The organism is Psychrobacillus faecigallinarum, from assembly GCF_014836595.1.
Classification (GTDB): domain Bacteria; phylum Bacillota; class Bacilli; order Bacillales_A; family Planococcaceae; genus Psychrobacillus; species Psychrobacillus faecigallinarum.
In genome coordinates this window covers 614,344-639,933 of the sequence record NZ_JACSQO010000001.1, presented here as the reverse complement: position 1 = coordinate 639,933, position 25,590 = coordinate 614,344, and the positions used below count along the sequence as shown (strand labels likewise).

Below are 25,590 nucleotides of genomic sequence, written 5' to 3'. Positions count from 1 at the left end.
CACTACCTGTTGGTAGTGCAGTTTTTTTGTTTACTATTTTCTTTTTGTTAGTCTTCCGATGGCAAATGCACCAGCTGCAATACCAAGGATTGTATTTGTTTTTTTGTTGAAAACTTGTTTTACGACAAGGTTCATGTTCGCTGGTCGTTCTGCAAGGCGACGCATGAAGTATCCATACCAGTCTTTACCGAAAGGAACGTATGTGCAGAAGTTATAACCTTCTTTAGCAAGCTCTAGTTGCATATCCGTGCGGAAACCATATAGCATTTGGAATTCAAATTTGTCATATGAAATATTGTTGTCTTTGATAAATTGTTTAATATGGTTAATCACATTATGATCATGTGTTGCGATTGAAGTGAATTTACCATTCAATAAATGCCATTCAATTAATTCAATGTAATTTTTATCGATTTCTTCTTTTGTTTGGTAGGCTACATCTGCTGGTTCTTTATAAGCACCTTTTACGATTCGAAGTCGGAAGTTTTTATACTTTTGAATATCTTCAGCAGCTCGGAAGAAGTATGCTTGAATTACTGTACCTACGTTATCAAATTCCTTAGACAATTCGTCTAGGATATCAAAGGAAGGTTGTAAATGTTTGTTAGATTCCATATCGATATTAATAAATGTATCGTATTTTTTTGCTACTGCTGCGATATCTTTTAAGTTTTGTAATGCAAAATCATAATCTATATCTAGCCCTAATTGAGAGGGTTTTAATGAAATATGAGCATCAACCTGATGTTCTTCAATTGCTTCAATAACAGCGATAATTTGAGCTTTTGCTTCTAAAGCTTCTTCTTTTTCAAAAACAAACTCCCCTAAATTATCTACCGTACAAGAGATACCTTGAGCATTAAGTTTTTTAATACTTTGCATTGTTTCTTCGATATTCGTTCCTGCTACAACATGTTGAGCACCCATTTTTAAACCATATTTTTTAGCTGCTCCGTTTAATGCTTTGTTTTCTGATAATGTCATAAAAATATCTTTTAACATGATAATACTCCTATCTCTATTGGGATAACTAATTATAACATAAATCACTTTCATTCGTAAAAATTAGCGTGAGTCGACAGGGAATTAACAAGAAAAATGATGAATTATTAAGATATTATAAATATTTGAAAACATCTTGCTAAATCTATTGAATTACGATAACTTTTAGTAGTATATGAATATTTTGACAGATCATATATTAGATAAACTAGGAGGTAAGACATGAAGAACAAGACGATCAAAAAAACGGCGGTAGCTGCAATTGTGGCGACATCATTATTTTCTGCATCTAGTATTTCCTTCGCAAGTACATCTATCCAACAGGTGATTGACAACGCAAGAAAAGATATCAAACAAGCTTCTTATTCTTATTCGACACCTGCTCAAGCAGGCAAATTGGCAACGAGCAAAGAATTATACCCTATATTAAATAAAGCAAAAGCAAATTATCAAAAAGCTAAAAACGAAATTAACAAATCTAATGTAAAGAATAAAGCAGCACTTCTAAAAAGCTTAGACGATTTATATTATGAACGTGTAACAAAAGGACTTATTCCGTATATCGATGCGTATAACTATGCTGACAAATATTTAACACCGATTATGAATGAAATTGAAGCAGCAGAAGCTAACAAAGACTGGGCTAAGATCGAAAAAGGTTACCATAAGCTATCTGCTCAATTAAAAACTAGAACTGCTATCTTATACCGCTTTACAGGAAGAGACGCTCGTCATCTATTACTAACTCAATATAAAGATCCAGCTAACGAAGTAAGAAATGAATTGATGGTTCCTGTAACTGTATTTATGAAAGTTAACCAAGCTGAAGCCCTACTTTCTGCAGGAAAACAGGATGAAGCAAACAAAGTGATTGCAACAATCCAGCCACTTCTAGAGAAACTCCCGAATGAAAAGGATCTACCAGCGGTTAACCAGCTTTTGGAGATGGTACACAGCTTAAATTCTCAAGTTGACGCAGATTTTTCTCTATCTCTAATGCATGTAAATGATACTCATGGTCATGTGGAGAAAGCACCAAAGCGAGTCACTGCAGTAAAGGAGTATAGAGCTTCTCACAAAGACGCTCTACTTATAGATGCAGGGGATGTATTCTCTGGAACGCTTTACTTCAATGAATTTAAAGGCCAAGCAGATTTAGAATTTATGAATCTAATGAAATATGATGTGATGACATTTGGTAATCATGAATTTGATTTAGGAACTTCTACAGAAGGACATAAAGCATTAAAAGAGTTTATCGAAAAATCTAATTTTCCGTTTGTTAGTTCAAATGTGGACTTCTCACAAGATGATTTGTTCAAAGGGTTATTTAATGTAAAAGTATCAGATGATCCTAAAAATGGACAAATCTACAGCGGTATTGTAAAAGAAATAAACGGTCAAAAAGTTGGTATCTTCGGTTTAACTACTGCTGAAACAGAAGGTATCTCAAGTCCAGAAAAAGTAAAATTCACTGACTACATTAAAGCAGCTCAAACTATGGTTGATGAGTTCGAAAAGCAAGGAATTAATAAGGTTATGGCTGTCACTCATATTGGTTATGATGACAACCCGGCAGTAGATAATGACTTAATGCTAGCAGCTGCAGTTACTGGAATTGATGTAATAGTTGGTGGACATAGCCATACAGAGCTGAAAAAGCCTGTAGTTGTAAGTAAAGATAGTAAAGGTGCTGAAAAGGATCCTACTGTTATTGTGCAAGCTTATCAATATAGTGATTTCCTAGGAACTTTAGAGGTAGACTTTGATAAAGAAGGTAAAGTAATTGCTCATGAAGGTGAGTTAATTCCAATTAAAGATCAAAAAGATGATGAGGAAGCCCTAAAGCTTTTTGAAAAGTACTCAACTAAAGTAAAAGAAATTGAATCAAAAGAAATTGGTGTATCTACGGAGAAGGATTTAGAAAATCCTCGAGTAAGCGAAGATGATTCACAGCCAAGCGTACGTAAAAACGAAACAATTTTAGGTAATATCATTACAGATGGTATGCTAGCTAAAGCTAAAAAGTATGATAATAAAGTAATTATGGCGCTTCAAAATGGCGGAGGTATACGCTCAGAAATCAAAGCGGGACCAATCACAGTTGGTGATGTAATTACTGTTCTTCCTTTCGGTAATACACTAGCTACAATGGAAATCAGTGGTGCTGACTTAAAAGCAGCATTTGAGATTAGCTTCAAAACCTATCCAAAGGAAAATGGCGGATTCTTACATGTGGCAGGTGGTAAGGTAACATTTGATTCTTCTAAACCTGCTGGAGAGAGAGTCGTTTCCATTCAATACTATGGAGCAGATGGTAAATTAGTAGATATTAAGGATAATGAGACATATGTAGTTGCCACAAATGCGTTCACCGCTAAAGGTGGAGATAGCTATGATGTGTTTAAGAAAATCTACGAAGCTGGTAAAGTAACTGATTTAGGTCTTTCGGATTGGGAAAACCTACGTGAACAATTAGAGTCTCTTGTTAAAATACCTACAGAAATTGAAGGTAGAATTGTTGATGTAAAAAAATAAAATAAATCCTTTAAACCCCTTATCTTTTTAAAATAGATAGGGGGTTTTTATATGCACACTTATTTCCAACATAACGTAAAAAATAAACAAATATATTGTATGTGTGGTCGGAAATGGATTTCTATTACTCTAAAATTCACTTCTTTTTTATTTGTTCGTAATATTATGTCAGAACCTTCTCTTTCATAACAGTTGATTAACAATGATTTTACAACCGTTTAGTAAGAATTATGCGGGGTATTTTAAAGATTAGGCACCTGATATTTACACTTAGGTGTATATCTAACTTCCAGCTTCAAGTCGAAGCGAGTGCTTACTTTCCAAAAGAAAGAGGAGGCGTTTTCTTATGAAGAAAACAGGTATAAAAGCAACAGCTGCAACAGCCCTTCTATCAGCTACAATTTTAGGAGGACCTTTAGTTGGCAGTGCACATGGAGGACCAGGAGATCACGGTGGCCCTAGTAAAGATAAGGGACATTCAAAAAACGGATATAAATCTCATCAAATGATGGAGAAAAGGGAACAGCAGAAAGATGAGCGTAGAGACGGATTAGAGCAGAAACGTGGCCAGTGGAACAATAATGTTGATAACGTCAGTAATGTACAGGATAAAAAAATTGATAGAAGTAAAGGAAATGCGGGAGTGGCCCATCAGGATAGGGAACATGTGAAACCAAATATGCCAGAAGTTTCAGGAGTTACTTTTGCAGTAGCAGACGCTTATGGTAAAAATACTATTTTGCCACTGTTAGCAAACATTAATACAGCAGAGGCAAAATTAGATTGGCCAGTCCTTGCAGAAAATTATCATCTGCTATCTAAGGAATTAAAATATGGCACGGCTATTTTTTATAAAACGACCGGTGAAGAAAATAGAAGTACCCTGATCGCTAACTATAAAGCACCTGCAGAAGAAGCAAGGGGAAAGCTAGCTTTACCATTGTCCATTTATACAGGACTAGTCCAAGCTGAAAAAGAGCTGGATGAAGGTAATGTAGCGAAGGCATGGAAAAAAATTGAGAAACTTAAAGTACTAGCGAGCAAATTAGACAATGTGGAAAACAATGCTTTACAAAAGGACATAGTGAATAAAGTAAATGCTTTAGAGGAAAATGTAAAAAATGATCTCCCAGATCAAACTTTCTCTAAGCAACTATAGGCTTTAATAAAGTGATCTCCCTTACTTGCTAAAGTTGTAATTTGATAGCTTAAACAGAATAAAATTTATAAAAGGGTTGTAAGTGTAGCTTGGCACTTACAACCCTTTTAGTAAAGTATATGCTTTCTTTTTATCTACAGCGAGCCTCTATAGAAAAAGCTATAGTAGATGGTCGTTTAATTGTTTACTAACTTGATTTCTTAATATGCTGATTTAAATATCCAACGGTCTATTGTGAATTTTTTTATAGTCTCCATATTCGGTTCATAGCCTATTCCGTATCCAGTCGGGGCAGTAATGTATCCATCTTTAGCAATAACCTCTGGACTAATAATATCCTCATCCCAATAACGGGAAGAACTAGATGTATCTCCTGGAAGAGTAAAGTTTGGTAAGGTTGTAAGCGCAATGTTGTGTGCCCTACCGATACCGGCTTCTAGCATACCTCCACACCAAACAGGTATATTTTTTTCCATGCAATAGTCATGTATTTTTTTCGCTTCTGTCAGTCCGCCAACACGACCTATTTTAATATTAATAACTTTAGCGCTGCCTAATTCTACTGCTTTTTTAACATCCTCTAGTGAGAGAATACTTTCATCCAAGCAGATGGGAGTTTGTATTTCATTCTGTAGCTTAGCGTGGTCTACAATATCATCGTAATCTAGTGGTTGCTCTATCATTAATAGATTATATTGGTCGAGCTCTTTTAATAATGAGATGTCTTTAAGTGTATAAGCTGAATTAGCATCGGCCATTAAAGGTATATTTGGGAAAGCTTCTCTTAGAGCTGCTATTAAATTGACATCTTGTCCAGGTTTTATTTTGACTTTAATACGTTTATAACCTTCATGTATGTAACGACGGACTACGTTTAATAGCTGCTCTGTGCTCTTTTGTAAACCAATACTTACTCCTACTTCAATTTTTTTAACTGAACCACCGAGTGCCTCGGAAAGTGTTAAGTGATTTCTTTTTGCGTAAAGGTCCCAAATGGCTCCCTCTATACCGGCCTTTGCCATATTGTTTTTTCTTATAGGAGAGAATATGGCAGATACTTCGTCAGGGTGGTTTATTTGTTTATTTAACACTAAAGGGATTAAAAAATCTTTTATGATATGTAAATTGGTTTGAAAGGTTTCCTCGTTATACCAAGGCGCTTGGAAGGCAGTCGTCTCACCCCAGCCGATATTTCCCTCTTTATCCATGACTTCAACGAGTAGGAAAGGCTTCTCCTGAACACTACCAAAGCTAGTGACAAAAGGGGTTTTCATATTCATATTCAGATGATGTAACGTTATTTGTTGAATGATCAATTTTATATGGCTCCTTTGTTTGGAGGTACTTCAGGATTTTTTAATAAACTGATAATAATTCACCGGCTCATTGGTTTTTCGAACTGCAATAATAGAGTAATCCTCTATAAATAAAGTTTGAATAATTTTTCTAATTTGCAGATTCCACTTTAATGCTAAATCAGGCTCGGTAACCCGCATTTCCTGTATCAGTTGAGGAATTGGCACCTCATATGCTTCCTCTGTCGGAATAAATAAACAAGGTTCAATTAATACTGGATAATTATGTTCTGTAATGGCAATTTGAAATGGTTGTTTAAAAGTTTTATTTTCCGACATCCAATTATCCTCCACTTTCTCACTCTTAATCTACCACTTTTTCATAACTGTTTCATTGATATTCCATGTAATTTTATGAATCCTCGTCAGTACTTTCAAAAAGAAAATGACTCGGAATACTTTGATACATAATCTGCCTATTTTTGAAGGCATCCTTTTGCTCCACAATTAACCCAGAAACGATAGCATTCATAAATGAAAATAAGGGGGCTACTGCATCAAAGGTCGATTTATTTTGAGAAAACACAGGAAATAATACGTCGCTAAATTCATGAATAGGAGCGAGCATAGAATCACTGATACCAATAACATAAGCCTTTTGTTTTTTGACAAGCTCAGCAATTTGAAGTGTTTCCTTCAAATAACGATGAAACGATATAATGATGACAACTGAATTCGAGTTCATCTGGGAGACAGTTCTAATCACATCTTCAGTATCTGGTCTTATAAAGTGAACATTTTCTTTTACTAGCCCTAAAGAAAAGGAAAGCCAATTCGCTGCTGGATATGAAGTACGTAGACCCAAAACGTATATTGCTTTAGCCTTTGACAGGCGCTGAACAGCTGCATAATAAGAAGCAGCATCTATTTGATCCATAGTTGTGAGGATGGATTGGCGATCTTTCTCCATAACCTGTTTATGAAAGCTATCTTCTTGAGACAGCTCAATTTCTGTGTGCTGATAGGGGCTAGTCGTGGGTTCATTTATAAAAAAATGTTCTCGCATTCGTTTTTGAAGCTCCACATAGCCTGAAAAGCCAAGAGAATATGAAAATCGTATAACAGTTGATTCACTTATCCCTATTCTTCCACCTAATTCGGCGGCGGAACAAAGCGCAATATCCCTAGGATGATCTAGTACATAAGTAGCCATCTTTTTTTGACTTTTAGACATACTAACGAAGTTATCTCGAATCAGATTATGTAATATCACATTGTTCTCCTTTTGAAGTTAAGGCATTATTTGAGATCCTTTTTGAAGTAGAAGCTTCATTTTCTATTATTGCTTAATTTATCATAATATTCCATTGATTACAATTACTTTTTGGTAAATGGTAATTATTACGTAAATTGTTTATAATAGCTTAATCGTAAAACGAAAAAACCCACTTATTAGTGGGTTGAAATTATTTTGTATTTTCTTTTTTCTCGTTTTTTTTATCCTCTTCGGCGTCAAAATCAGGACAACCTTCTCCAACCATGTTAAGAGAGGCGATCTCATCTAAATCTCGCCTTCTTTTCATTTCATTCGGATCAACAGGATTTGAATGCAATTATTATCCCCTCTCAACTTTTACTTCAATATATTCTTTCAAAAAAGAAAAAAGTCCAAAAAAATATTTTGTCCATAAAAAATTGCTTAAATTTGTATTATGTGCAGGAATTAAATCACAAAATGTAATAATCACGTTAAAAAAATGATTCTGATAATTGTAAAAATAAAATGAAATAGTAAAATAAAATTAATAGAGGGGAGCGTTAATCGTGCCAGTTAAACATTTTGTCCATGGAATGAATAAAAGTATTAGTCATGTCGAAAAATCTGTAGAACAAATGGGATTTCAAACGAGTATGACTAAGGCGGAACAACAACAAATTATGCAAGCTTTACTAGAACTAAGTGAAAAAGTAAAACTGATTGAAACATATATTAATATGGAAAAAAGAAAAGACATTTCTTAATGTCATTTCTTTTAACAAATATTTAAGCATGCCCAGGTTATAAAGACTCGTAAGAAAGTGCCTCAGCAATTTTTGTGATCTCTGTCAAAGGTGGATGACAAATATTGTTTTGACATATTTGCACAGATAAGGCCTGTGGCGAATCGTTCATTGACCACACATCAAATGGTCTGTATGTTGTCTGCAGGAGAGTGGTAATATCTCCAAATGGATGACCGCTTAATTTTATTTGTCTACCATTACTATTTTGTGACATAAAGCCAATTAGTAAAGAAAGATGAGAGGTAGGGTACAGTGTGATTTCCTCAGCAAAAGTTGTGACTGTTCTTTCAGCCTCTTTCAGTAGAGCCATGTCATCTGTAATTTTTGCTAGTTTCCATAACTGCCAGGCAACGGTTCCGTTTCCGGAAGGAATAACCTGATCCATCACGATTTTTTCTCGAACCAATAGTTTTTCGGCATTATTGCTTGTAAAATAAAATCCTCCGTTTACTTCATCCTTAAATTGCTGTGTAATTATTATTGCTGTTTTTTTAGCTTTTTCTATATATTTTTCTTTTCCTGTAGCCTCATATAGTTCGATAAATGCCCATAATAAATTAGCATAGTCATCCAAATATGCGATATGCTTTGTCTCGCCTTCTCGATATGTTGCATATAGTGTGCCTTCCCTTATAAGATGGGATTCTATAAATTGAAGTGCATCTTTTGCTAATTCGATAAAGGGAGAGTTAGTAAATACGGCTCCTGCCTTTGCAAGTGCAGCGATCATCAACGCATTCCAAGAAGTAATCACTTTGTCATCCAAATGAGGGGAGACACGTGATTGACGCTGCATTAATAGCAAGGTCCTTGAATTCTCTATACGTTCCTCCCATTCATCCTCTGATATATTAAACTCTTCTAGAATAGAAGCTGGATCGATATAAATCAGGTTCGGTATGTTTTCGCCCTCGAAATTTCCTTCTTCCGTAATATCATAGGTCTTAGCAAAAAGTAAGCCTTCCACGCCTCCTAAGACCTCCATTATTTCATGATAAGACCAAGTATAATACGTACCTTCTTTACCTTCACTGTCTGCATCAAAAGCAGAATAAAATGCACCATTTGGATGTAACATTTCTCTTTTAAGAAATTTAACCGTATTATAAACAATTTCTTCATATTGCGGGATTCTGGTGATTTGGTACGCCTCTGTATAAACCATTAGAAGTAAGGCTTGATCATATAACATTTTTTCAAAGTGAGGGACAAGCCAAACCTCATCTGTAGAGTATCTAGCAAATCCATAGCCGAGATGATCATAAATTCCACCACGAGCAATCCCATCTAAAGTAGTTTCTACTATGTTTAGAGCGTCTGCATCCTTTGTTGTATCATAGTATCTCATCAAAAAGAGCAGGTGAAGAGGAGAGGGAAACTTTGGCTCTTTTCCGAATCCGCCATATTGGGAATCAAACATACTCGATAAATGTTTGAACGCAGTTTCAAATATAGAAGGTGGTAGAGTTTTGTCTTGACCCATTTCCTTTTCGGTAGCTTGAAGTGCCGCAGTGAGCTTTTCACTAATCTCTTCTATATGTTCAAATTCGTTTTGAAATACATTATGTAATCGTGGCAGCAATTCAAGCAAACCGGGTTTTCCGTACTTTTGTTCCTTTGGAAAGTAAGTTCCTGCATAAAAGGGCTTTTGCTCAGGTGTTAAAAAGACATGGAGTGGCCATCCTCCTTCTCCAGTTAGCATCTGGCAAACGGTCATATAAATAGAATCAATATCCGGGCGTTCCTCTCGATCAACCTTTATGGATATAAAATGCTTATTTAAAATGTCGGCGATTTCTTGATCCACAAAAGATTCTTGTTCCATCAAGTGACACCAATGACAACTACTATATCCAATACTAACAAAGACCGGCTTGTTCTCTAGTTGTGCTTTTTCAAATGCCTCCTTGCTCCATGTAAACCATTCGACTGGATTATAAGCATGTTGCAGTAAATAAGGAGATTTTTCAGTGATTAGTCTATTAGGTTTATTATTAGGCATTAAATCAACTTCCTTCTGTAAGAATGATTTATTTGTACTTTACCCAATAATTGATCTTTTAATAGTTATCAATGGCTTTAGTATTATATTTTCTTATATATAAAGCAGAGTTAACATCTAGTTTGTATAGAAAAATATATAAATATAATTATATTCTATTTGTCTTTTTAAATGGTACAATGTGGAATGTATATAGTGTAAAGGGATTTATATACATAAGATTTTAGTAACTAATAGGTAATAAATACAAAAGGATTGTGTATGTAAATGAAATTAGAATTGCTTTTAAATGAAGTAAAGAATATTAAGGGAAATCATGAACTTATTCAACGGAAAACTGGAGGCTACTATAATATTTTTGAGATTACCAATATTGCTCATGATGAGGTACGGATATGCCGTTTCCTCTATGATTTATTAAATCCGAAGGGTAGTCATTATCAAGGAAATATTTATTTACAACTTTTTATCGAACATGTCCTTCAATTAGAAATACCTTTAACGGAAATAGAACACGTTAATGTATATCGTGAATTCTTAATTGAAAATAATCGGAGAATTGATTTAGTCATTCAGACGCCTAATTATTTTATTCCAATTGAAGTTAAAATTTTTGCAACAGATCAAGAAAATCAGTGCGCAGACTATTTAAAAGTAGCCCAAAATGCCAACGTTTTTTATTTAACTCGTTTTGGTGAAATGCCTTCTGATAGTAGCATTATAGAGAAGAAACACATTACTCCAATCTCTTTTTCTCTAGATATTATCAAATGGTTAGATAAATGTCTTGAGCACCGTGATATTATCAAGGTTGCATCCATACGAGAGGTACTTTTTCAGTTTCAATCAGCTATTAGGAATTTTACAAACCAATTGGAGGATGAGCAAGAGATGGAAATAAAAGAGCTGCTGAAAACCTCGTCTGCATCAATGAAAAGTGCTGTTGCAATTGAGAAGAGTTTAAAAGGGGTAAAAACTGATTTATTGCTTCGTATATTTAAAGGATTAGAAGAACGCATAGGGTTGGGAAAATTACATAATACATATGATTATGAATTTAATAACATGAAAAAAATAGAAACCTTTTATGATGTAAAGGGCAGTACTTGTCCAGGGATTAGTTATTTATATAAAGAAAATGTGAAGCCAGGAGTGGATATTTGGTTTCGACTTGAAATAGAAGATTATTTAGATGCTGGATTTGTCGTGGCTAAAAATTCAGAGCTTACTCAACAGGTTTTAACTGAAGAAGAAATTAAACTTCATATTCCTCATTTAAATCCCGAGCTCTTAAACTGGTGGGCGTATTGGGAACACTTACCTGTAGATGATGCAAATCAAGTTCCTAATTTTAAATATTTAGATGATGAAAATTTATATTTTAAGCTTTTTGATGAATGGTATTTTAAAGAATTTATAAACGAGTCAATGAAACGAATTGAATTAATTTTTCCATATAGAAAGTAAAGTAATTTTCGAGGTAGGATTTTTTTGCTCTATCATTATACAGTTGCTAGTAGAACGCGAACGTAGCTAATACCCCTCAAAAAGCCCAAAAAATGAATCATGTTTACATAAAAGTAAACATGATTCAAAACAAATCGGCTACAAGCTAATACCGGTAGAAAGTAGTAAAAAGTTTAGTGAAACAACTGCTACTGAGATGTGCATTAAAACTGTTAACCAGTTTTTGCTCGAGCTTTGGAAATCCTGTACAGTCATAGCTACTGACCATATGAAAATAAACAAATATGCTAATTGTAAAAATATTGCTGGCAACATCATAACACCTCCTCTTTTCTATCATATTGCGACGAGAGGAAAAGAACTCCACTAATGTCTATCTTTTATTTATTAGACTTTTATTGAATGTAAAAATGTTAACAATGGCATGCTAAAGCTATGAATTTAGTATCTCTCTTACAAATGTTAATTTCACATAAAGTATGAGATAACAAAAGAAGTTAAGTTGCATAAAGTATGGTGATTTCTACTAACTATGAACGCATTAGCTTTGGAAAGCGACAAGTTCTTCATGAAGCCTATGCGTCTTTTTGATGCTGTAACTGTCTCAGTCGTCCTAATGGTTTTTGCGACCTCCTGGAAATAAAGTTATAAAACCTTTGACAAGCTATAATAAATCGTGTAAATTATCCAATGGACGAACAATTTATCTTTTATACAATAAAAATATTCGTGTTTAGGAGTGTTGTAACGTGGAAAACGTATTTGATTATGAGGATATTCAATTAATTCCTGCGAAATGTGTGGTTAACAGTCGTTCTGAATGTGATACTACAGTTTCTTTAGGTGGACATAAATTTAAATTACCGGTTGTGCCTGCAAACATGCAAACAATCATTGATGAAAAAATTGCATTGTATTTAGCGGAAAATGGATATTTTTATATTATGCATCGTTTTCAGCCAGAGGAACGTGTAGATTTTATTAAGAATATGCAATCCAAAGGTTTAATCGCATCTATTAGTGTAGGTGTAAAAAAAGAAGAATATGATTTTGTTGAACAATTGGCTAATGAAGCATTAGTTCCTGAATTTATTACAATAGATATTGCTCATGGTCATTCTAACGCAGTAATCGATATGATAAAGCATATTAAAAAACATATACCGAAAAGCTTTGTCATTGCTGGCAACGTGGGAACACCTGAAGCTGTGCGTGAGTTAGAAAACGCTGGTGCAGACGCTACGAAGGTAGGAATTGGACCAGGCAAGGTGTGCATTACAAAAATCAAAACTGGCTTTGGAACTGGCGGTTGGCAATTAGCTGCATTACGCTGGTGCGCAAAAGCTGCTAGTAAACCAATTATAGCGGACGGTGGAATTCGTACCCATGGTGACATAGCTAAGTCTGTAAGATTTGGAGCATCCATGGTAATGATCGGTTCGCTATTTGCAGGACACGAGGAATCTCCTGGAGTAACAATTGAAAAAGATGGTAAACGTTTTAAAGAGTATTTTGGATCAGCTTCTGAGTTTCAAAAAGGTGAAAAGAAAAATGTAGAAGGCAAAAAAATGTTCGTTGAGCATAAAGGGAATCTTGAGGATACCTTAAGAGAGATGGAGCAGGATTTACAATCTTCTATTTCTTATGCAGGTGGAAACAAACTTGACGCTATACGTAATGTAGACTATGTAGTCGTTAAAAACTCCATCTTTAATGGAGATAAAGTATATTAAAAAGTATCTTATTTTGGAAATAATTTCTATTAATTAACAAGGTGATATGGTACAATTTCTCTGAGATTATTATTATTTCAATAACAAAAAATAGGGAGTGTTTCATATGGCTGTTAATGTATATATTAACTTTAATGGGAATTGTCGAGAAGCAGTAGAATATTATAGCCAAGTTTTTAAAACAGAAGAGCCACAAATAATGACTTTTGGTGAAGCACCAAAAGATCCAAACTTTAGTCTTCCAGATGAGGTCAAAGATTTAGTTATGCATACTCGTCTTAATATTGGTGGTAGTAATGTGATGTTTTCAGATACTTTCCCTGATTATCCTTTTGTTGTTGGAAATAATATTAGTTTAGCTTATATGAGCGAAGACGAGGCAGAAATTAAAGCCGCTTTTGAAACTCTTAAAGAGGGTGGAAAAGTTGGTATGGATATACAAGAAACCTTTTGGAGTAAGTGCTACGGAATTGTAACAGATAAATTCGGGATTGAGTGGCAATTGAGCCTTGAAATGAATAACCATTAGTACATTTTAAAGAGGATGGGACAAAACCCACCTTAGAAAATTACGAGTCCCGAAAATTTACCGATTAGTAAATTTTCGGGACTCTTTTCTATTACATAGTGGTGTTCTCCGCTACAGTGGACGCTTTCCTAGGGCACGGATCGAGCCCATAGTCTCTCCCACACGCTATCTTAAATAAATATCTTGCCTGGATTTAAAATACCATTCGGATCAAAAAGTAATTTAATAGACTTCATCAATTCTACCGCTTCGCCATGCTCTTTTAGTTGATACTTCATCTTCCCGACACCTACACCATGCTCACCTGTACAGCTCCCACCTAATTCTATTGCTTTCATGGCAATTTGGTCGTCTGTATATTTTGCTTTAGCTTTTTCTACAGGATCGTTAGGATCATACATGACCATCGTATGGAAATTACCGTCACCTACGTGTCCAAACACACCACCGATAAGACCGCTTTCCTCTAATAGTGTACGACCGAATACTACCATCTCGGCTAGCTTAGAGATAGGTACGCATGCATCGGCACCAGTAGAAGCTTTTCCTTTAATATGCTTGTAAGAATAGGCTAGCTCATGACGAGCCTTCCACAAATCGGCACGATCTTTTGGGGTATTGGCGCGTTCCCAATTGCTACAACCGAATTCCTTCATTAATTCTTCTACAACCGAAGCTTCCTCTTCAACAATGTTAGGTGTACCTGCAAATTCAAAGAATAGTGAATGCTCTTCTGGGAACGCATAGCCCCCATAACTATTCACTTGTTTAATACTCTCAGCATCTACTAGCTCCATTCTAAGTACTTGTATCCCACAGGACAAGACTGCCTGAGCAGCTTCTGCACATTCTCCAGGTGTATTAAATGTACAACGTGCAGCTAAAACCTTTTCAGGTATGCCATGTAGCTTGAGTGTAGCCTTTGTAATAACTCCTAACGTCCCTTCGGAGCCAGCCATTATTCCATTCAAGTTGTAGCCAGAAGAGGACTTCTTCGCCTTTGAACCAGTATGTATGACAGTGCCATTTGCTAGAACAACCTCTAAATCTAATATTTGGTCTCTCATAGACCCATATCGTACGGCCGTTGTGCCGCTTGCATTATTTGCGATCATTCCACCAATCGATGCATCCGCACCGGGATCAATTGGAAAGTAAAGTCCATGCTTATTTATAAATTCGTTTAGCTGAAGTCGGGTGATGCCTGGCTCTACTGTTATCATCAAATCCTCAGGATAGAATTCTATAATTTTTTTCATATTATCGAAGTTCATAGAAATTCCTTTGTGAATCGGAATAGCTTGACCTTCTAGTCCGGATCCTGCTCCATAGGGGGTAACAGGAATTTTATGCTCATTTGCTATTTTCAATACTTTCACAATATCTTCTACGCCTTCTGGAAAGTACACAAAATCTGGCTCCACGTAGGGATGGGAGGATTCATCTCGACTATGTCTATATAATTCTGATTCACTTTTACTTATTTTTTCTTTTCCAAGTACCTCTAAAAATTGCTCATATAAATAGGTTTCCATGACAATCCTCCTGTAAATCTAAAAATTCAAAATATTTATTTACAATAATATTAACATAATATATTATTCATGTATACAGTATACAGAAAGGAGAATGCTCTTTGTGAAAAAGCTATTTCCAAAAGAATCTCTTGCTGATCAAGCTTTTAAGGCTTTAAAGGATGCAATTATTACGGGCAAACTTCCCCAGCAGGAAGAATTACCAGAAGAAAAGTTAGCGGTAGATTTAGGGATTAGCAGAACTCCAATACGTGAAGCTATAAAAAGGCTAGCAGTCGAGGGTCTTGTACAGTTAAATAAGTCTAAACCAGCAACTGTAGCAACTTTTAAGAAAGAGGACGGACTCCATTATATGGAGATACGAAGGCTTTTAGAAATCTACAACATCGACAAACATGCCCATCAAATCTCTGAGGAGATACTGTGCGCCTTAGAGGATAACCTAGTGGAGCAATTAGCATCGATTAAAAACGAAAGCTACAATACATTTATTGACTTAGACCAACAATTTCATTTGCTAATCGGAAGTATAGGAGCCAATCGCAAATTGAGTGAGCTGATAAATGAAGCCAATGCTGGAAGTAATCGTGCTTTTTTAATACTCTCCAACACGTTAGAGGTCAGTGCAGAGGAAGCCTATTATGAGCATGAAGAAATTTTAAAAGCGCTTCGAATACATCATAACGATTTAGCCAAACAACTTATGACTCGTCATCTAGATAATGTAGAAAGAAGATTTTTATCATATTTTAATGAGGAGGATAAGAAATGAAGAAATTATTCACATTACTAATTATTACATTAATTACGTTAAGTGCATGTGGAAGACCATCCACCAATACATCAACATCTAGCTCGGGGGAAGAACAAGATCAATATACTATTAATCTTGCATATTTGGTGTCCGAAGAGCAGTCCACACATTTAGCAGCCAAAACATTTAAGGAAAAGCTAGAAGAAGAATCTGATGGACGTTTAAAAGTAGAGTTATTTCCAAATGGACAGCTATACCCTTCAGACAGAGAGGCTATTGAAGCTGTTCAGTTAGGTAACATCGAAATGACTATTCCAGCAGTAGCACCATTGGCATCTTTCAATAAAAAGTTCATGGTTTTTGATTTGCCATTTTTGTTTAATGATCATGAGGCAGCATATAGAGCGCTTGATGGAGATTTAGGGGATAAGTTGCTTGCGGAATTAGAGAGTAATGATATGAAGGGATTGGTTTTCGCTGAGAACGGCTTCCGTCATATGTCTAATAACAAAGGTCCAATTGAAGGTATAGCAAATCTGAAGGGGTTGAAATATCGAACGCTTGAAAACCCCGTACATACGGATACCTTTAAGGCCTTTGGGGCAAATGCCTCTCCATTTGCTTTTGGCGAATTATACACAGCACTTCAACAAAATACATACGAAGCAATGGAGTCTCCAATTTCTTTGTATTATACTAACAAATTTTATGAGGTTCAGGATTATCTAACTCTTACTAGTCATGTTTACGCTGCAACTATTTTGTTGATGAACAATGATTTCTATAATAGCTTACCTGATGACTTGCAGGAGCTAGTACAAACTGCTTCTGAGGAATACAGAACAGAACAACGAGAAATTGCACAAAAACAAGATGTAGAATTCCTAAAAAAATTACAAGAAGAAGGAATGAAAGTCAATGAACTGACTGAAGAGCAACGCAACGAATTCAAAGATGCAACTCAATCCGTTTATGACAAATACGTAACTGAAATAGGAGAGGATCTTGTCCATATGGCAGAGGAAGCAAACAAACAATAATGGAGCAGGGGTGAAATGTATATGCTAAAGAAATTTGCCAAGTTCGAAGAGATATTGCTAGTCTTCTCCCTAGTTTTAATGGTTGTACTAATTTTTGGTCAAGTAATAGGCAGATATGTCTTCTCCTCAGCACCAAGCTGGACAGAGGAAATGGCAAGATATATTCATATTTTCCAAGTTTGGATTGGCGCAAGCTATGCGGTCAAATTAAGACAGCACATTAGAGTGGAAGCGTTTATTACTCGCTTCCACGGGGTGTTTCGCCAAGTACTAGAAATATTATCTATCCTGATTTGGTTTGCAATGGCACTATTTTTGGCGGTATTTGGTACAGAACTTGTTCTGAGTAGCATTAATTATGGTCAACTGGCACCCGCTATGCAAATTCCTATTTGGATTCCTTATTTGGCTATACCACTTGGTGGAATTGGAATGGCAATCCGATTAGTGATTCAAATAAAAGAAGTCATACGCGGCAATTATGAAAAACCTGAAGAAGAGGAGATCATACTATGACGGTAGCTCTTTTGTTTGGTACTTTGTTTATTTGCCTATTGATTGGCGTTCCTATTGCAATTTCGTTAGGGGTTTCTGCTTTAGTCGCTATTTATTTCGGTTCGAACCTTCCACTCGGCATTATAGCTCAAAAAGCATTTACATCTTTGGATTCTTTCCCACTATTGGCAATCCCTTTTTTCATGTTAGCAGGGGTTCTGATGAGTAAAGGAGGAGTCTCTAAAAGGTTATTGGATATGGCTGCAGCCTTAGTAGGTTGGATTGTTGGAGGGTTATCTTTAGTAACTATAGTGGCATCTATGTTTTTTGCAGCTATATCAGGATCAGGACCTGCAACGGTAGCAGCAATTGGTGGTTTTATGATTCCTGAAATGAAAAAAAAGAAATATGATGGTGGATTTGCGGCTGCTGTTTCCGCTTCTGCAGGATCCATAGGTGTGATTATTCCACCAAGTATTCCTTTTGTTCTTTATGGAGTAATTGGGAGTGTGTCCGTAGGAAGTATGTTCCTTGCAGGAATATTACCTGGTATTATTATCGGTATTGGTCTTATGATCACTGCTTATTTTATTGCTAAAAAACGTGGCTATAAGTCAGAGGACAACGCAAGCTTTTCATTTAAGGATGTATTAAAAGCTACATACGATGCAAAATGGGCATTGCTAATACCTATAATTATTTTGGGTGGGATTTACGGGGGCTTTTTCTCTCCTACAGAAGCTGCAGTAGTAGCAGTCGTCTATGCATTAATAATTGGATTGTTCGTGTACAAGGAGCTTACTTGGAAATCCGTTTTTGAATGCTTTCGTGAAGCGGTCGTCATTAATGCTACTACGATGATTATTATTGGACTTTCAGTATCTTTTGCGTATTTTATGACTTTAGAACAGGTACCCAATGATATTTCTTCTTTCTTGACTGAATTATCTACCAATCCAATTGTCATTTTAATAGCTATTAACATCATACTATTAATAGTAGGAATGTTTATCGATACAATATCTGCATTAGTCATCCTAACACCGATCCTTTTGCCAATTGTTATTGCCGTTGGTGTCGACCCTATTCATTTTGGGGTAATATTAGTTACCAACTTAGCGATTGGTTTTATCACACCACCACTTGGTGTAAACTTGTTTGTAGCTTCTAGTGTAGGTAATGTAAAGTTTGAAAAAATAGTAATGGCTGTCATTCCGTTTTTATTCAGCATGATCGTTTGCTTAATCCTAATTACTTTCTTACCGAGTCTATCTTTATGGCTTCCAAGCATTCTAGGCAATAAATAATTGTGAAAGAAGGATAAATAGATATGTCTTTAAACATTAATCCACGTGCAAGAGCACTTGAACAACCTGGCATTCGTCAGTTTTCTAATCAGCTCGTTAACTTCCCAAATGCTATTAATCTTACAATAGGACAACCAGATTTTCCAACTCCACAGGCAGTAAAGGATGCTGGAATAAATGCTATTCAAAATAATTTAACTGGATATTCTCATAATGCTGGATTAATAGAATTACGAGAAGCAGTTAATAATTTTTTTACAGACAAATATGGTTTCTCCTACAATCCTGCTAAGGAAATTGTCATTACGAACGGGGCCAGCGAAGCCATCGACACAGTATTTCGAACAATTTTGGAAGAGGGCGATGAAGTTATATTGCCAGCTCCTATCTATTCCGGCTATGAACCTGTCATTAAATTTTGTGGAGCTAAGATTATTTATCTAGATACGACAAACACTGGTCTTCAACCATCAGCCGATGCACTGGAAAAACTTATAACCGATAAAACAAAAGCTATTTTGTTTAATAATCCATCAAATCCTACGGGCATGGTCATTGAAAAGAACGTAATGGATGACCTAGTTGAAATGCTGAAGGATAAGGAAGTTTATATTGTCTCTGATGAGATTTATAGTGAAAATACCTTTTTAGGAGAGCATGTTTCCTTTGCTTCATATCCGGTGCTAAGAGAGAAATTATTTTATATCCACGGTGTTTCAAAATCCCATTCAATGACAGGCTGGAGAATTGGATTTATATTAGGGCCTGAAAAAATTATGGAGCATGTGCTTAAAGTACATTTATACAATTCAATTTGCGCTTCCTTGCCATCACAGTATGGTGCGTTAGAGGCATTAACGAATTCGAAAGATATCCCAAGTGCGATGAATGTAGAGTATGTAACAAGACGTGATTATGTATATAATCGTTTGTTAGAAATGGGCCTACCTGTCATTAAGCCTAACGGAGCATTTTATATATTCCCTTCTATAGAAGCATTTGGCATAAAGTCATTTGATTTTGCTACTAAGTTGCTACATGAAGGCGGTGTTGCTGTTGTTCCGGGTAGTACATTTACTCCATATGGAGAAGGATATATTAGAATTTCCTACGCTTATTCCATGGCAGTTTTAGAAGAGGGTTTAAATCGTTTAGAACGTTTTATAGAAAAACTATAATTAATAGTCCCAAAGATTTCTATTACATGACGAAATGGAGAATACAATGAAAAAAATTATTTCGTATTCACTTGCAATTGGTATTTTTAGTAGTGCTCTTTTTACTCCAGTGGCTAATGTACATGCGGCTTCTCTAACAAAAGCGGAAACACTTGTTCAGAGAGCGCAGAAAGAAGCGACGGCTCTAAAATGGCAAATTTCCTACGAGCATACTAAGTCTATTAAAACTCCAGATATGAGGGTTTTTAATTCGACTAAATCAGCTTACCTAGCGGCACAAAAAGAAATTGCATCGATCAATGACTCTGCAAAAAGAGCTGAACTAGAAAAAAGGTTAGAGGAAACGGTAGGGAGCCATTATAAGCGTTCCATGGGATACGTGGATGCAATCACGTCTGGAAATAAAATTCAGAAACTATCAGATACCCTGGAACTAGAGTACAGGAAGGACCCAAGCTCTAAACTTACGGAAACAGCTTATCGTGCCTTGTCTGAGGAGATTAAAAAACAAGGAAAGCTTCTCTATAAAGTATACGGCAAGTCTACGCGTGAAGCTTTTATTACTAAATATAAGTCGCCTGCCGAACAGATGCTACTTAATGTAAAATCTGCGAAAACAGCTACAGGCTTAATCAATGACCTGGATCAGGCGATTCAAAAGAAAGCAAAACAACAGGAAAAGGATTCTATTTTAAATCAGTTGTTTTTAAGTCTAGAAGCGCTAAAAGATGATTCTATGTATTATCAATTATTTGATGAATACAGCAAGATAATTCGAAAAGACTCTAATTTTCTTTCTCAAGAAAAAGAATTAACAGCTTATTTTGAACATATGAATCAGCTAATAAATAAAAAGGATATAGCTGGAGTTTTTGCATTGTATAGTGAGGAATTTCCGGACTATCAATATTTGAAAGAAGATATTCAAGGCTCTTTCAATGAAAATGATACAAAATTCGAATTGTTAAATGCATATGTCTATACAATCATTAGTGATTATGCCTATGTTGAAGTGGAGGACTTGGCGACAACTGGGAATCAGAAGGAATCTATTCTAAATGTATACTTACTGAAAAAAGAAAGTAAGGAATGGAGAATTGTGGATATTTTTACTCCTTACTAATATATGAATTTCTAACAACCAATGGGTTATAAACTTGTTGGTTGTTATTTTTTGTTTGAAAGAATGTTAGAATTATTAATATAGAAAATTCTAATAACTTTATAATTGCTTTCGAGGAGGAAAATAAATGAAGAAACTTCTTTTAACAGGATTTGAACCGTTTTTAAATTATACAGTGAATCCAACTATGAAAATTGTAGATGAATTGGATGGTTTAGAAATCAATGGTTATAAAGTGGTTAGTAGAATCCTAACGGTAGACTTTCTTTTGTCTGGGCAACAATTACTTCAATTATTGGAGGATGAAAAGCCAAATGTCCACATTTCATTGGGCTTAGCAGCTGGCAGATATAAAGTCACTCCGGAGAGAATTGCTATTAATGTTAAAGATGGAGATGCAGACAATGTAGGAAATAGACCAATTGATGAACCTATTCAACCAGAGGGAGAGCCAGGTTACTATTCCACGCTACCAATTCGCAAAATGGTTGATAAGCTAATAGAAAATGGTTTTCCTTCAGAAATTTCTAATACCGCTGGCACTTATCTTTGTAATAATGTGATGTATGAAGCATTACATTACGTGAATACGACTAATAGTTCTATAATATCAGGGTTTATTCATATCCCAGCCTCTCATGAACTGGCTATTGAGCATGGTAAAGTTCCAAGCTGGTCTCATGAAGATTTAAAAAATAGTGTTATCACTTGTATAAGTGTTTTAGATTCTAATGAATAGAGATAAGCCTAAGTTCTTTAGAACAGGTGAGAGAACCCTGCGTTTTAGTTTCCAGGAGGCTATTAGTCACGAAATACTAAGTAACGTACATTCCTTTGCCGAAATGATTTCTTTGGAATGGAGTCATTATATAGAAGAAATCGTACCAAGCTACCATACGGTTACTGTTTTTTTCTACACTTCGTCTACTTTAGAGAAGGCAAATATAGAGGAATTACTAATAAAATGGCAACAACAAAAGCAAATGGATAAAAACAAATCGACTAGATTAGTACATATTCCGGTTTGTTATGAAGAGTCATTTTCAATTGATATTGATAGAGTAACTTCTATTAATAAATTATCTAAAGAAGAGATTATTAAACTTCATACGCAAACTTTATACACCGTGTATATGGTTGGATTCTTGCCTGGTTTTCCTTATTTGGGTGATTTAAATAAAGATATTTGCGTGTCACGTTTAGATAAACCCAGAGCTTTTGTACCAAAAGAATCTGTTGGAATTGGTGGAAGTCAAACAGGTATATATCCGATCGACTCTCCAGGAGGGTGGAATATAATTGGTAGAACCCCTTTGGAAATATATTCGGTTAATCGAAAATCACCATTTTTATTGAAAGCAAGAGACCTTCTTCAGTTTTATCCTATTTCTTTGAATGACTACAAAGAGTTAGAAATCGAATTGGAAAAGGATCCTGAGGCAATTTATCGTTTTGTAGAGGAGCTGTGACCATGAGGATTGATATAAATGCTGATGTTGGAGAAAGCTTTGGTAGCTTTAAGGTAGGAGAGGATGAAGAATTATTTAAAGTCATTACCTCTGCAAATATTGCTTGCGGATTTCATGCTGGAGATTTCACGGTAATGAACAGTACAGTCCAAGGGGCAAAGAAAAATAATTTATCTATTGGTGCTCATCCTGGTTTTCCTGATAAACAAGGATTTGGACGTAGAAATATGAATATGTCTCCAAATGAAATTTATGAAATGATCATTTATCAAATAGGGGCGTTAAAGGCTTTTTGTCAGATTCATAATGTACAGCTTGCTCATATAAAACCTCATGGAGCACTATATAATATGGCAGCTATAAATAGTTCTATTGCTAGAGCGGTAGCTCGAGCAATCTATGATATAGAACCGAATGCGATTCTATTTGGCTTAAGTAACAGTGAAATAATAGTCGCTGGGAAAGATCTTGGACTTCAAACTGCCCAAGAGGCTTTTGCTGATCGACTTTATGATGAAGAAGGTTATCTCGTTAGTCGAACTGAACCAAATGCTGTGTTAGCTACTGTGGAGGATGTTGTCAATCAAGCATTACGAATTGTAAAAGGAAATGAAGTAAGGACCAAGACAGGTAATATAATAAGTATCCATGCCGATACTTTGTGCTTTCATGGTGATGGAAAAAATGTCTCGTCTATAGTTAAGAAAGTGAGAATGGTGCTAGAGGAAAATAACGTAAAGGTTGCACCTGTGGAGTTGAGTAAGTGAAAGCACTATTTAAAGTAATAAAAGAGGGGGTATACGCCTCCTATCAAGATTTAGGAAGAACAGGGTATCGAAAATTTGGTATGCCAGTGGCGGGGGCGATGGACAAGTTTGCTTTTCAAATAGGTAATAAAATAATGAATAATTCTCCAAATTCCCTTACTTTAGAAATATTTTTAGGAGGAATTTCTCTAGAAGTATTAGATACTCATAAAATAGTCATCTGTGGAGCAGACCTCGAAGCTGCTTTAGATGGAAAGCCCATAACTTTATGGAAGTCTTTTAGTGTCTTTAAGGGACAAGTCTTAACTTTTAAAGGACCAAGGGGTGGAAGTATTGCATATATAATACCAGTAGGAGGGTTTTGTGCTGACACAGTCATGAACAGTAAATCTGCATATCCACGAGCTGACATAGGAGGTTTGTTGAAGCCAGGAATGATCTTGTTTGTCCCAGATATCCCTTATAGTAAAGTGCAAACTGGTTTAATACCATCTTTTATTCCTAATTATGAAAAAGAAGTTACCGTAAATGTATGGAAAAGCCCCCATTTGTCTTTGTTTAAACAAAAAAGTATCGAGACTTTTTTGGACTCGACATACATTTATAAAGCTGGTGATCGAATGGGGTACTACATAGAGGGCGCAGAGCTGGAATTTGTTACAAATGGAGACATCTTATCCGAGGCTACACAGTTTGGTACTATCCAAGTCTCTAACAATGGTCAGCCTGTTATTTTAATGGCAGATGCACAGACAGTTGGCGGATACGCAACCATAGGAAAGATAGCTGAGGAGGATTTGTGGAAGGTTTCTCAGTTGAAAATTGGTGGGAAAATACATTTTCAATGGATTATATAACTAAACTGTCATAATTTACGAGTATAGAGTTACCGTATTTTATGACAGTTCTAAAAAATGATATTTATAGTTGGTTTGTAAAAGATAATATTTGCGCTTCTACAGAGCTTTTACTACATTTTTAAATGCTCGTTCATTTCCCTGGAAATATCATTTAATTCATCCTCGTTCATCATATAATACCAAATACCATTCTTTAATTCTCCGACACCGTCCTCAAAGGATAAAGATTCAATCGTATTTATGCTTTTTTTATATTCCTTTTGTATATTTAGCATTTGCTCGAAGGTCATATTGGTTTGTATATTTTCTTCGATAATATGAAGAAGCTCATTATGCTTTAAGAGTATGTTAAAGTTGGCTCCCTTTTTTAGTAGGGATTGAATTACTTGTTTTTGACGTAATTGCCTCCCAAAATCTCCCTGTGGATCATCCTTACGCATTTGTACATAATCTAAAGCCTGTTCTCCGTGTAAGCTAATTTCTCCTTCTTTGAAGATAGTATCATTCACCTGGAAGCTCCTGTCATTGTTAACTGTCACGCCACCTATAAAATCCACAATGTCCTTAAATCCTTCCATATCTATTTGAATCACATAGTCAATTGGAACATTTAGTAGATTTTCAACTGTATTTACAGACATTTCTATGCCCCCGAATGCATAGGCGTGATTGATTTTGTCTTGAATTTCTTTTCCGATGATCTCTGTATAAGTATCTCGAGGAATGCTAACCATTTTAATGGATTCACTAGTAGGGTTCACTGTTAGGAAAAGAATTGTATCAGAACGTCCTTTATCTCCTTCTCTTTTATCCACACCTAAGATTAATAAGGAAAAAGGGATTTTCTTCTGTAACACAATCTCATCTTTTCTTAATACAGAAACTTTTCTTAGCTCTGGCTCATGTATTTCTTGAAGAGTGGTCGTAACGTCACTATATACATTTTGGGCATAAAAAAATAAACCTATAAAAATACAACAGAAAAATAATAGAACTAACAGGATGATATTCTTTTTAGACATAAAAAGTCTCCTTAAATAACATATTCTTATGTATTTGTATGAATTTATTGAAGTAAGTAGTAGTAATATATGTCCGGTTAGAAAAGTATTTTTTATGCTTGAACTAGCAAATTGAATATTTCAATATATAGATAGTTTTTAGTGAATATTTGATTTAGATTCTTCTGCATTCTCCATCAGCACCGATTCATAAAATGATTAAAAATAGTTGTTTAATGTAATTATGTGATAATTATCACAGGGTGTTCGAT

Annotated in this window: 25 protein-coding genes; 16 read left to right on the top strand and 9 right to left on the bottom strand. The window is 35.3% G+C overall.

Annotated elements, in window-relative coordinates; translation table 11 throughout:
• Nucleotides 1-33: 33 nt before the first annotated feature.
• The gene (locus H9650_RS03170; RefSeq protein WP_151110992.1) at nt 34-1,002 is read right to left on the bottom strand and encodes a proline dehydrogenase family protein; all 969 of its coding nucleotides are present in this window, start codon (nt 1,000-1,002) and stop codon (nt 34-36) included.
• 222 nt (nt 1,003-1,224) lie between these two features.
• On the opposite strand from H9650_RS03170, the gene H9650_RS03165 reads away from it, so the two are divergent.
• Complete coding sequence (locus H9650_RS03165) at nt 1,225-3,540, top strand: 5'-nucleotidase C-terminal domain-containing protein (protein WP_186318108.1); 2,316 nt, start codon at nt 1,225-1,227, stop codon at nt 3,538-3,540.
• 346 nt (nt 3,541-3,886) lie between these two features.
• The gene (locus H9650_RS03160) at nt 3,887-4,699 is read left to right on the top strand and encodes a hypothetical protein (protein WP_151110990.1); all 813 of its coding nucleotides are present in this window, start codon (nt 3,887-3,889) and stop codon (nt 4,697-4,699) included.
• Between the two features lie 200 nt (nt 4,700-4,899).
• Here H9650_RS03160 and menC read toward each other — a convergent pair whose 3' ends face one another.
• The 4 genes from menC to H9650_RS03140 form a co-directional block, all read right to left on the bottom strand.
• Nucleotides 4,900-6,015 (bottom strand): o-succinylbenzoate synthase, encoded by a 1,116-nt coding sequence (gene menC, locus H9650_RS03155; protein WP_144537462.1) that lies wholly within the window; start codon nt 6,013-6,015, stop codon nt 4,900-4,902.
• Nucleotides 6,016-6,045: 30 nt separating this feature from the next.
• Nucleotides 6,046-6,333, bottom strand: coding sequence for a hypothetical protein (locus H9650_RS03150; RefSeq protein WP_151110988.1), 288 nt, complete (start codon nt 6,331-6,333; stop codon nt 6,046-6,048).
• A 73-nt stretch (nt 6,334-6,406) separates the two neighbouring features.
• Nucleotides 6,407-7,267, bottom strand: a complete 861-nt coding sequence (locus H9650_RS03145) for a MurR/RpiR family transcriptional regulator (RefSeq protein WP_144537466.1) — start codon at nt 7,265-7,267, stop codon at nt 6,407-6,409.
• A 193-nt stretch (nt 7,268-7,460) separates the two neighbouring features.
• The gene (locus H9650_RS03140) at nt 7,461-7,607 is read right to left on the bottom strand and encodes a hypothetical protein (protein ID WP_154311328.1); all 147 of its coding nucleotides are present in this window, start codon (nt 7,605-7,607) and stop codon (nt 7,461-7,463) included.
• Nucleotides 7,608-7,818: 211 nt separating this feature from the next.
• Here H9650_RS03140 and H9650_RS03135 point away from each other — a divergent pair, with 211 nt between their 5' ends.
• Nucleotides 7,819-8,016: a hypothetical protein gene (locus H9650_RS03135; protein WP_151110986.1), complete on the top strand. Its 198-nt coding sequence runs from the start codon at nt 7,819-7,821 to the stop codon at nt 8,014-8,016.
• 37 nt (nt 8,017-8,053) lie between these two features.
• On the opposite strand, the gene H9650_RS03130 is transcribed toward H9650_RS03135, so the two are convergent.
• Nucleotides 8,054-10,060 (bottom strand): thioredoxin domain-containing protein, encoded by a 2,007-nt coding sequence (locus tag H9650_RS03130; RefSeq protein WP_151110984.1) that lies wholly within the window; start codon nt 10,058-10,060, stop codon nt 8,054-8,056.
• Between the two features lie 267 nt (nt 10,061-10,327).
• Between H9650_RS03130 and H9650_RS03125 the strand changes: the two genes are divergently transcribed.
• Nucleotides 10,328-11,527 (top strand): PDDEXK-like family protein, encoded by a 1,200-nt coding sequence (locus tag H9650_RS03125; protein ID WP_144537472.1) that lies wholly within the window; start codon nt 10,328-10,330, stop codon nt 11,525-11,527.
• A gap of 138 nt (nt 11,528-11,665) precedes the next feature.
• Here the strand turns inward: H9650_RS03125 and H9650_RS03120 are convergent, their stop codons facing one another.
• A complete protein-coding gene (locus H9650_RS03120) occupies nt 11,666-11,842 on the bottom strand; it encodes a hypothetical protein (protein WP_154311326.1) in 177 nt (58 codons plus the stop codon).
• Nucleotides 11,843-12,276: 434 nt separating this feature from the next.
• Here H9650_RS03120 and guaC point away from each other — a divergent pair, with 434 nt between their 5' ends.
• Nucleotides 12,277-13,260 carry a GMP reductase gene (gene guaC / locus H9650_RS03115; RefSeq protein ID WP_144537474.1) on the top strand — a complete coding sequence of 328 codons (984 nt, stop codon included), beginning with the start codon at nt 12,277-12,279 and terminating at the stop codon, nt 13,258-13,260.
• A gap of 106 nt (nt 13,261-13,366) precedes the next feature.
• Entirely contained in the window at nt 13,367-13,789 is a 423-nt protein-coding gene (locus H9650_RS03110; protein WP_144537476.1) for a VOC family protein, read from the top strand.
• Nucleotides 13,790-13,959: 170 nt separating this feature from the next.
• Here the strand turns inward: H9650_RS03110 and H9650_RS03105 are convergent, their stop codons facing one another.
• Nucleotides 13,960-15,324, bottom strand: a complete 1,365-nt coding sequence (locus H9650_RS03105; protein ID WP_151110980.1) for an FAD-binding oxidoreductase — start codon at nt 15,322-15,324, stop codon at nt 13,960-13,962.
• Between the two features lie 103 nt (nt 15,325-15,427).
• On the opposite strand from H9650_RS03105, the gene H9650_RS03100 reads away from it, so the two are divergent.
• The 10 genes from H9650_RS03100 (at nt 15,428) to H9650_RS03055 (ending at nt 24,314) form a co-directional block, all read left to right on the top strand.
• Nucleotides 15,428-16,096 (top strand): GntR family transcriptional regulator, encoded by a 669-nt coding sequence (locus H9650_RS03100; RefSeq protein WP_191696540.1) that lies wholly within the window; start codon nt 15,428-15,430, stop codon nt 16,094-16,096.
• Nucleotides 16,093-17,118 carry a DctP family TRAP transporter solute-binding subunit gene (locus H9650_RS03095; protein ID WP_151110976.1) on the top strand — a complete coding sequence of 342 codons (1,026 nt, stop codon included), beginning with the start codon at nt 16,093-16,095 and terminating at the stop codon, nt 17,116-17,118. Before H9650_RS03100 ends, H9650_RS03095 begins: the two co-directional genes overlap by 4 nt.
• Nucleotides 17,119-17,139: 21 nt before the next feature.
• Complete coding sequence (locus tag H9650_RS03090; protein WP_191696539.1) at nt 17,140-17,634, top strand: TRAP transporter small permease; 495 nt, start codon at nt 17,140-17,142, stop codon at nt 17,632-17,634.
• Nucleotides 17,631-18,920, top strand: a complete 1,290-nt coding sequence (locus H9650_RS03085; RefSeq protein ID WP_151110972.1) for a TRAP transporter large permease — start codon at nt 17,631-17,633, stop codon at nt 18,918-18,920. The genes H9650_RS03090 and H9650_RS03085 overlap by 4 nt, the downstream gene beginning before the upstream one ends.
• Nucleotides 18,921-18,943: 23 nt before the next feature.
• Nucleotides 18,944-20,098, top strand: a complete 1,155-nt coding sequence (locus H9650_RS03080; RefSeq protein WP_144537488.1) for an aminotransferase class I/II-fold pyridoxal phosphate-dependent enzyme — start codon at nt 18,944-18,946, stop codon at nt 20,096-20,098.
• Nucleotides 20,099-20,144: 46 nt separating this feature from the next.
• Entirely contained in the window at nt 20,145-21,221 is a 1,077-nt protein-coding gene (locus H9650_RS03075) for a hypothetical protein (RefSeq protein ID WP_144537490.1), read from the top strand.
• A 127-nt stretch (nt 21,222-21,348) separates the two neighbouring features.
• On the top strand, nt 21,349-21,960 hold the full coding sequence (locus tag H9650_RS03070; protein WP_144537492.1) for a pyroglutamyl-peptidase I: 612 nt from the start codon (nt 21,349-21,351) through the stop codon (nt 21,958-21,960).
• Nucleotides 21,953-22,690: a 5-oxoprolinase subunit PxpB gene (gene pxpB, locus H9650_RS03065; protein ID WP_191696538.1), complete on the top strand. Its 738-nt coding sequence runs from the start codon at nt 21,953-21,955 to the stop codon at nt 22,688-22,690. Before H9650_RS03070 ends, pxpB begins: the two co-directional genes overlap by 8 nt.
• 2 nt (nt 22,691-22,692) lie before the next feature.
• Nucleotides 22,693-23,457 carry a LamB/YcsF family protein gene (locus H9650_RS03060; protein ID WP_191696537.1) on the top strand — a complete coding sequence of 255 codons (765 nt, stop codon included), beginning with the start codon at nt 22,693-22,695 and terminating at the stop codon, nt 23,455-23,457.
• Entirely contained in the window at nt 23,454-24,314 is an 861-nt protein-coding gene (locus H9650_RS03055; RefSeq protein ID WP_151110966.1) for a 5-oxoprolinase subunit C family protein, read from the top strand. Before H9650_RS03060 ends, H9650_RS03055 begins: the two co-directional genes overlap by 4 nt.
• Before the next feature lie 113 nt (nt 24,315-24,427).
• On the opposite strand, the gene H9650_RS03050 is transcribed toward H9650_RS03055, so the two are convergent.
• On the bottom strand, nt 24,428-25,339 hold the full coding sequence (locus H9650_RS03050; protein ID WP_151110964.1) for an LCP family glycopolymer transferase: 912 nt from the start codon (nt 25,337-25,339) through the stop codon (nt 24,428-24,430).
• Nucleotides 25,340-25,590 lie beyond the last annotated feature (251 nt).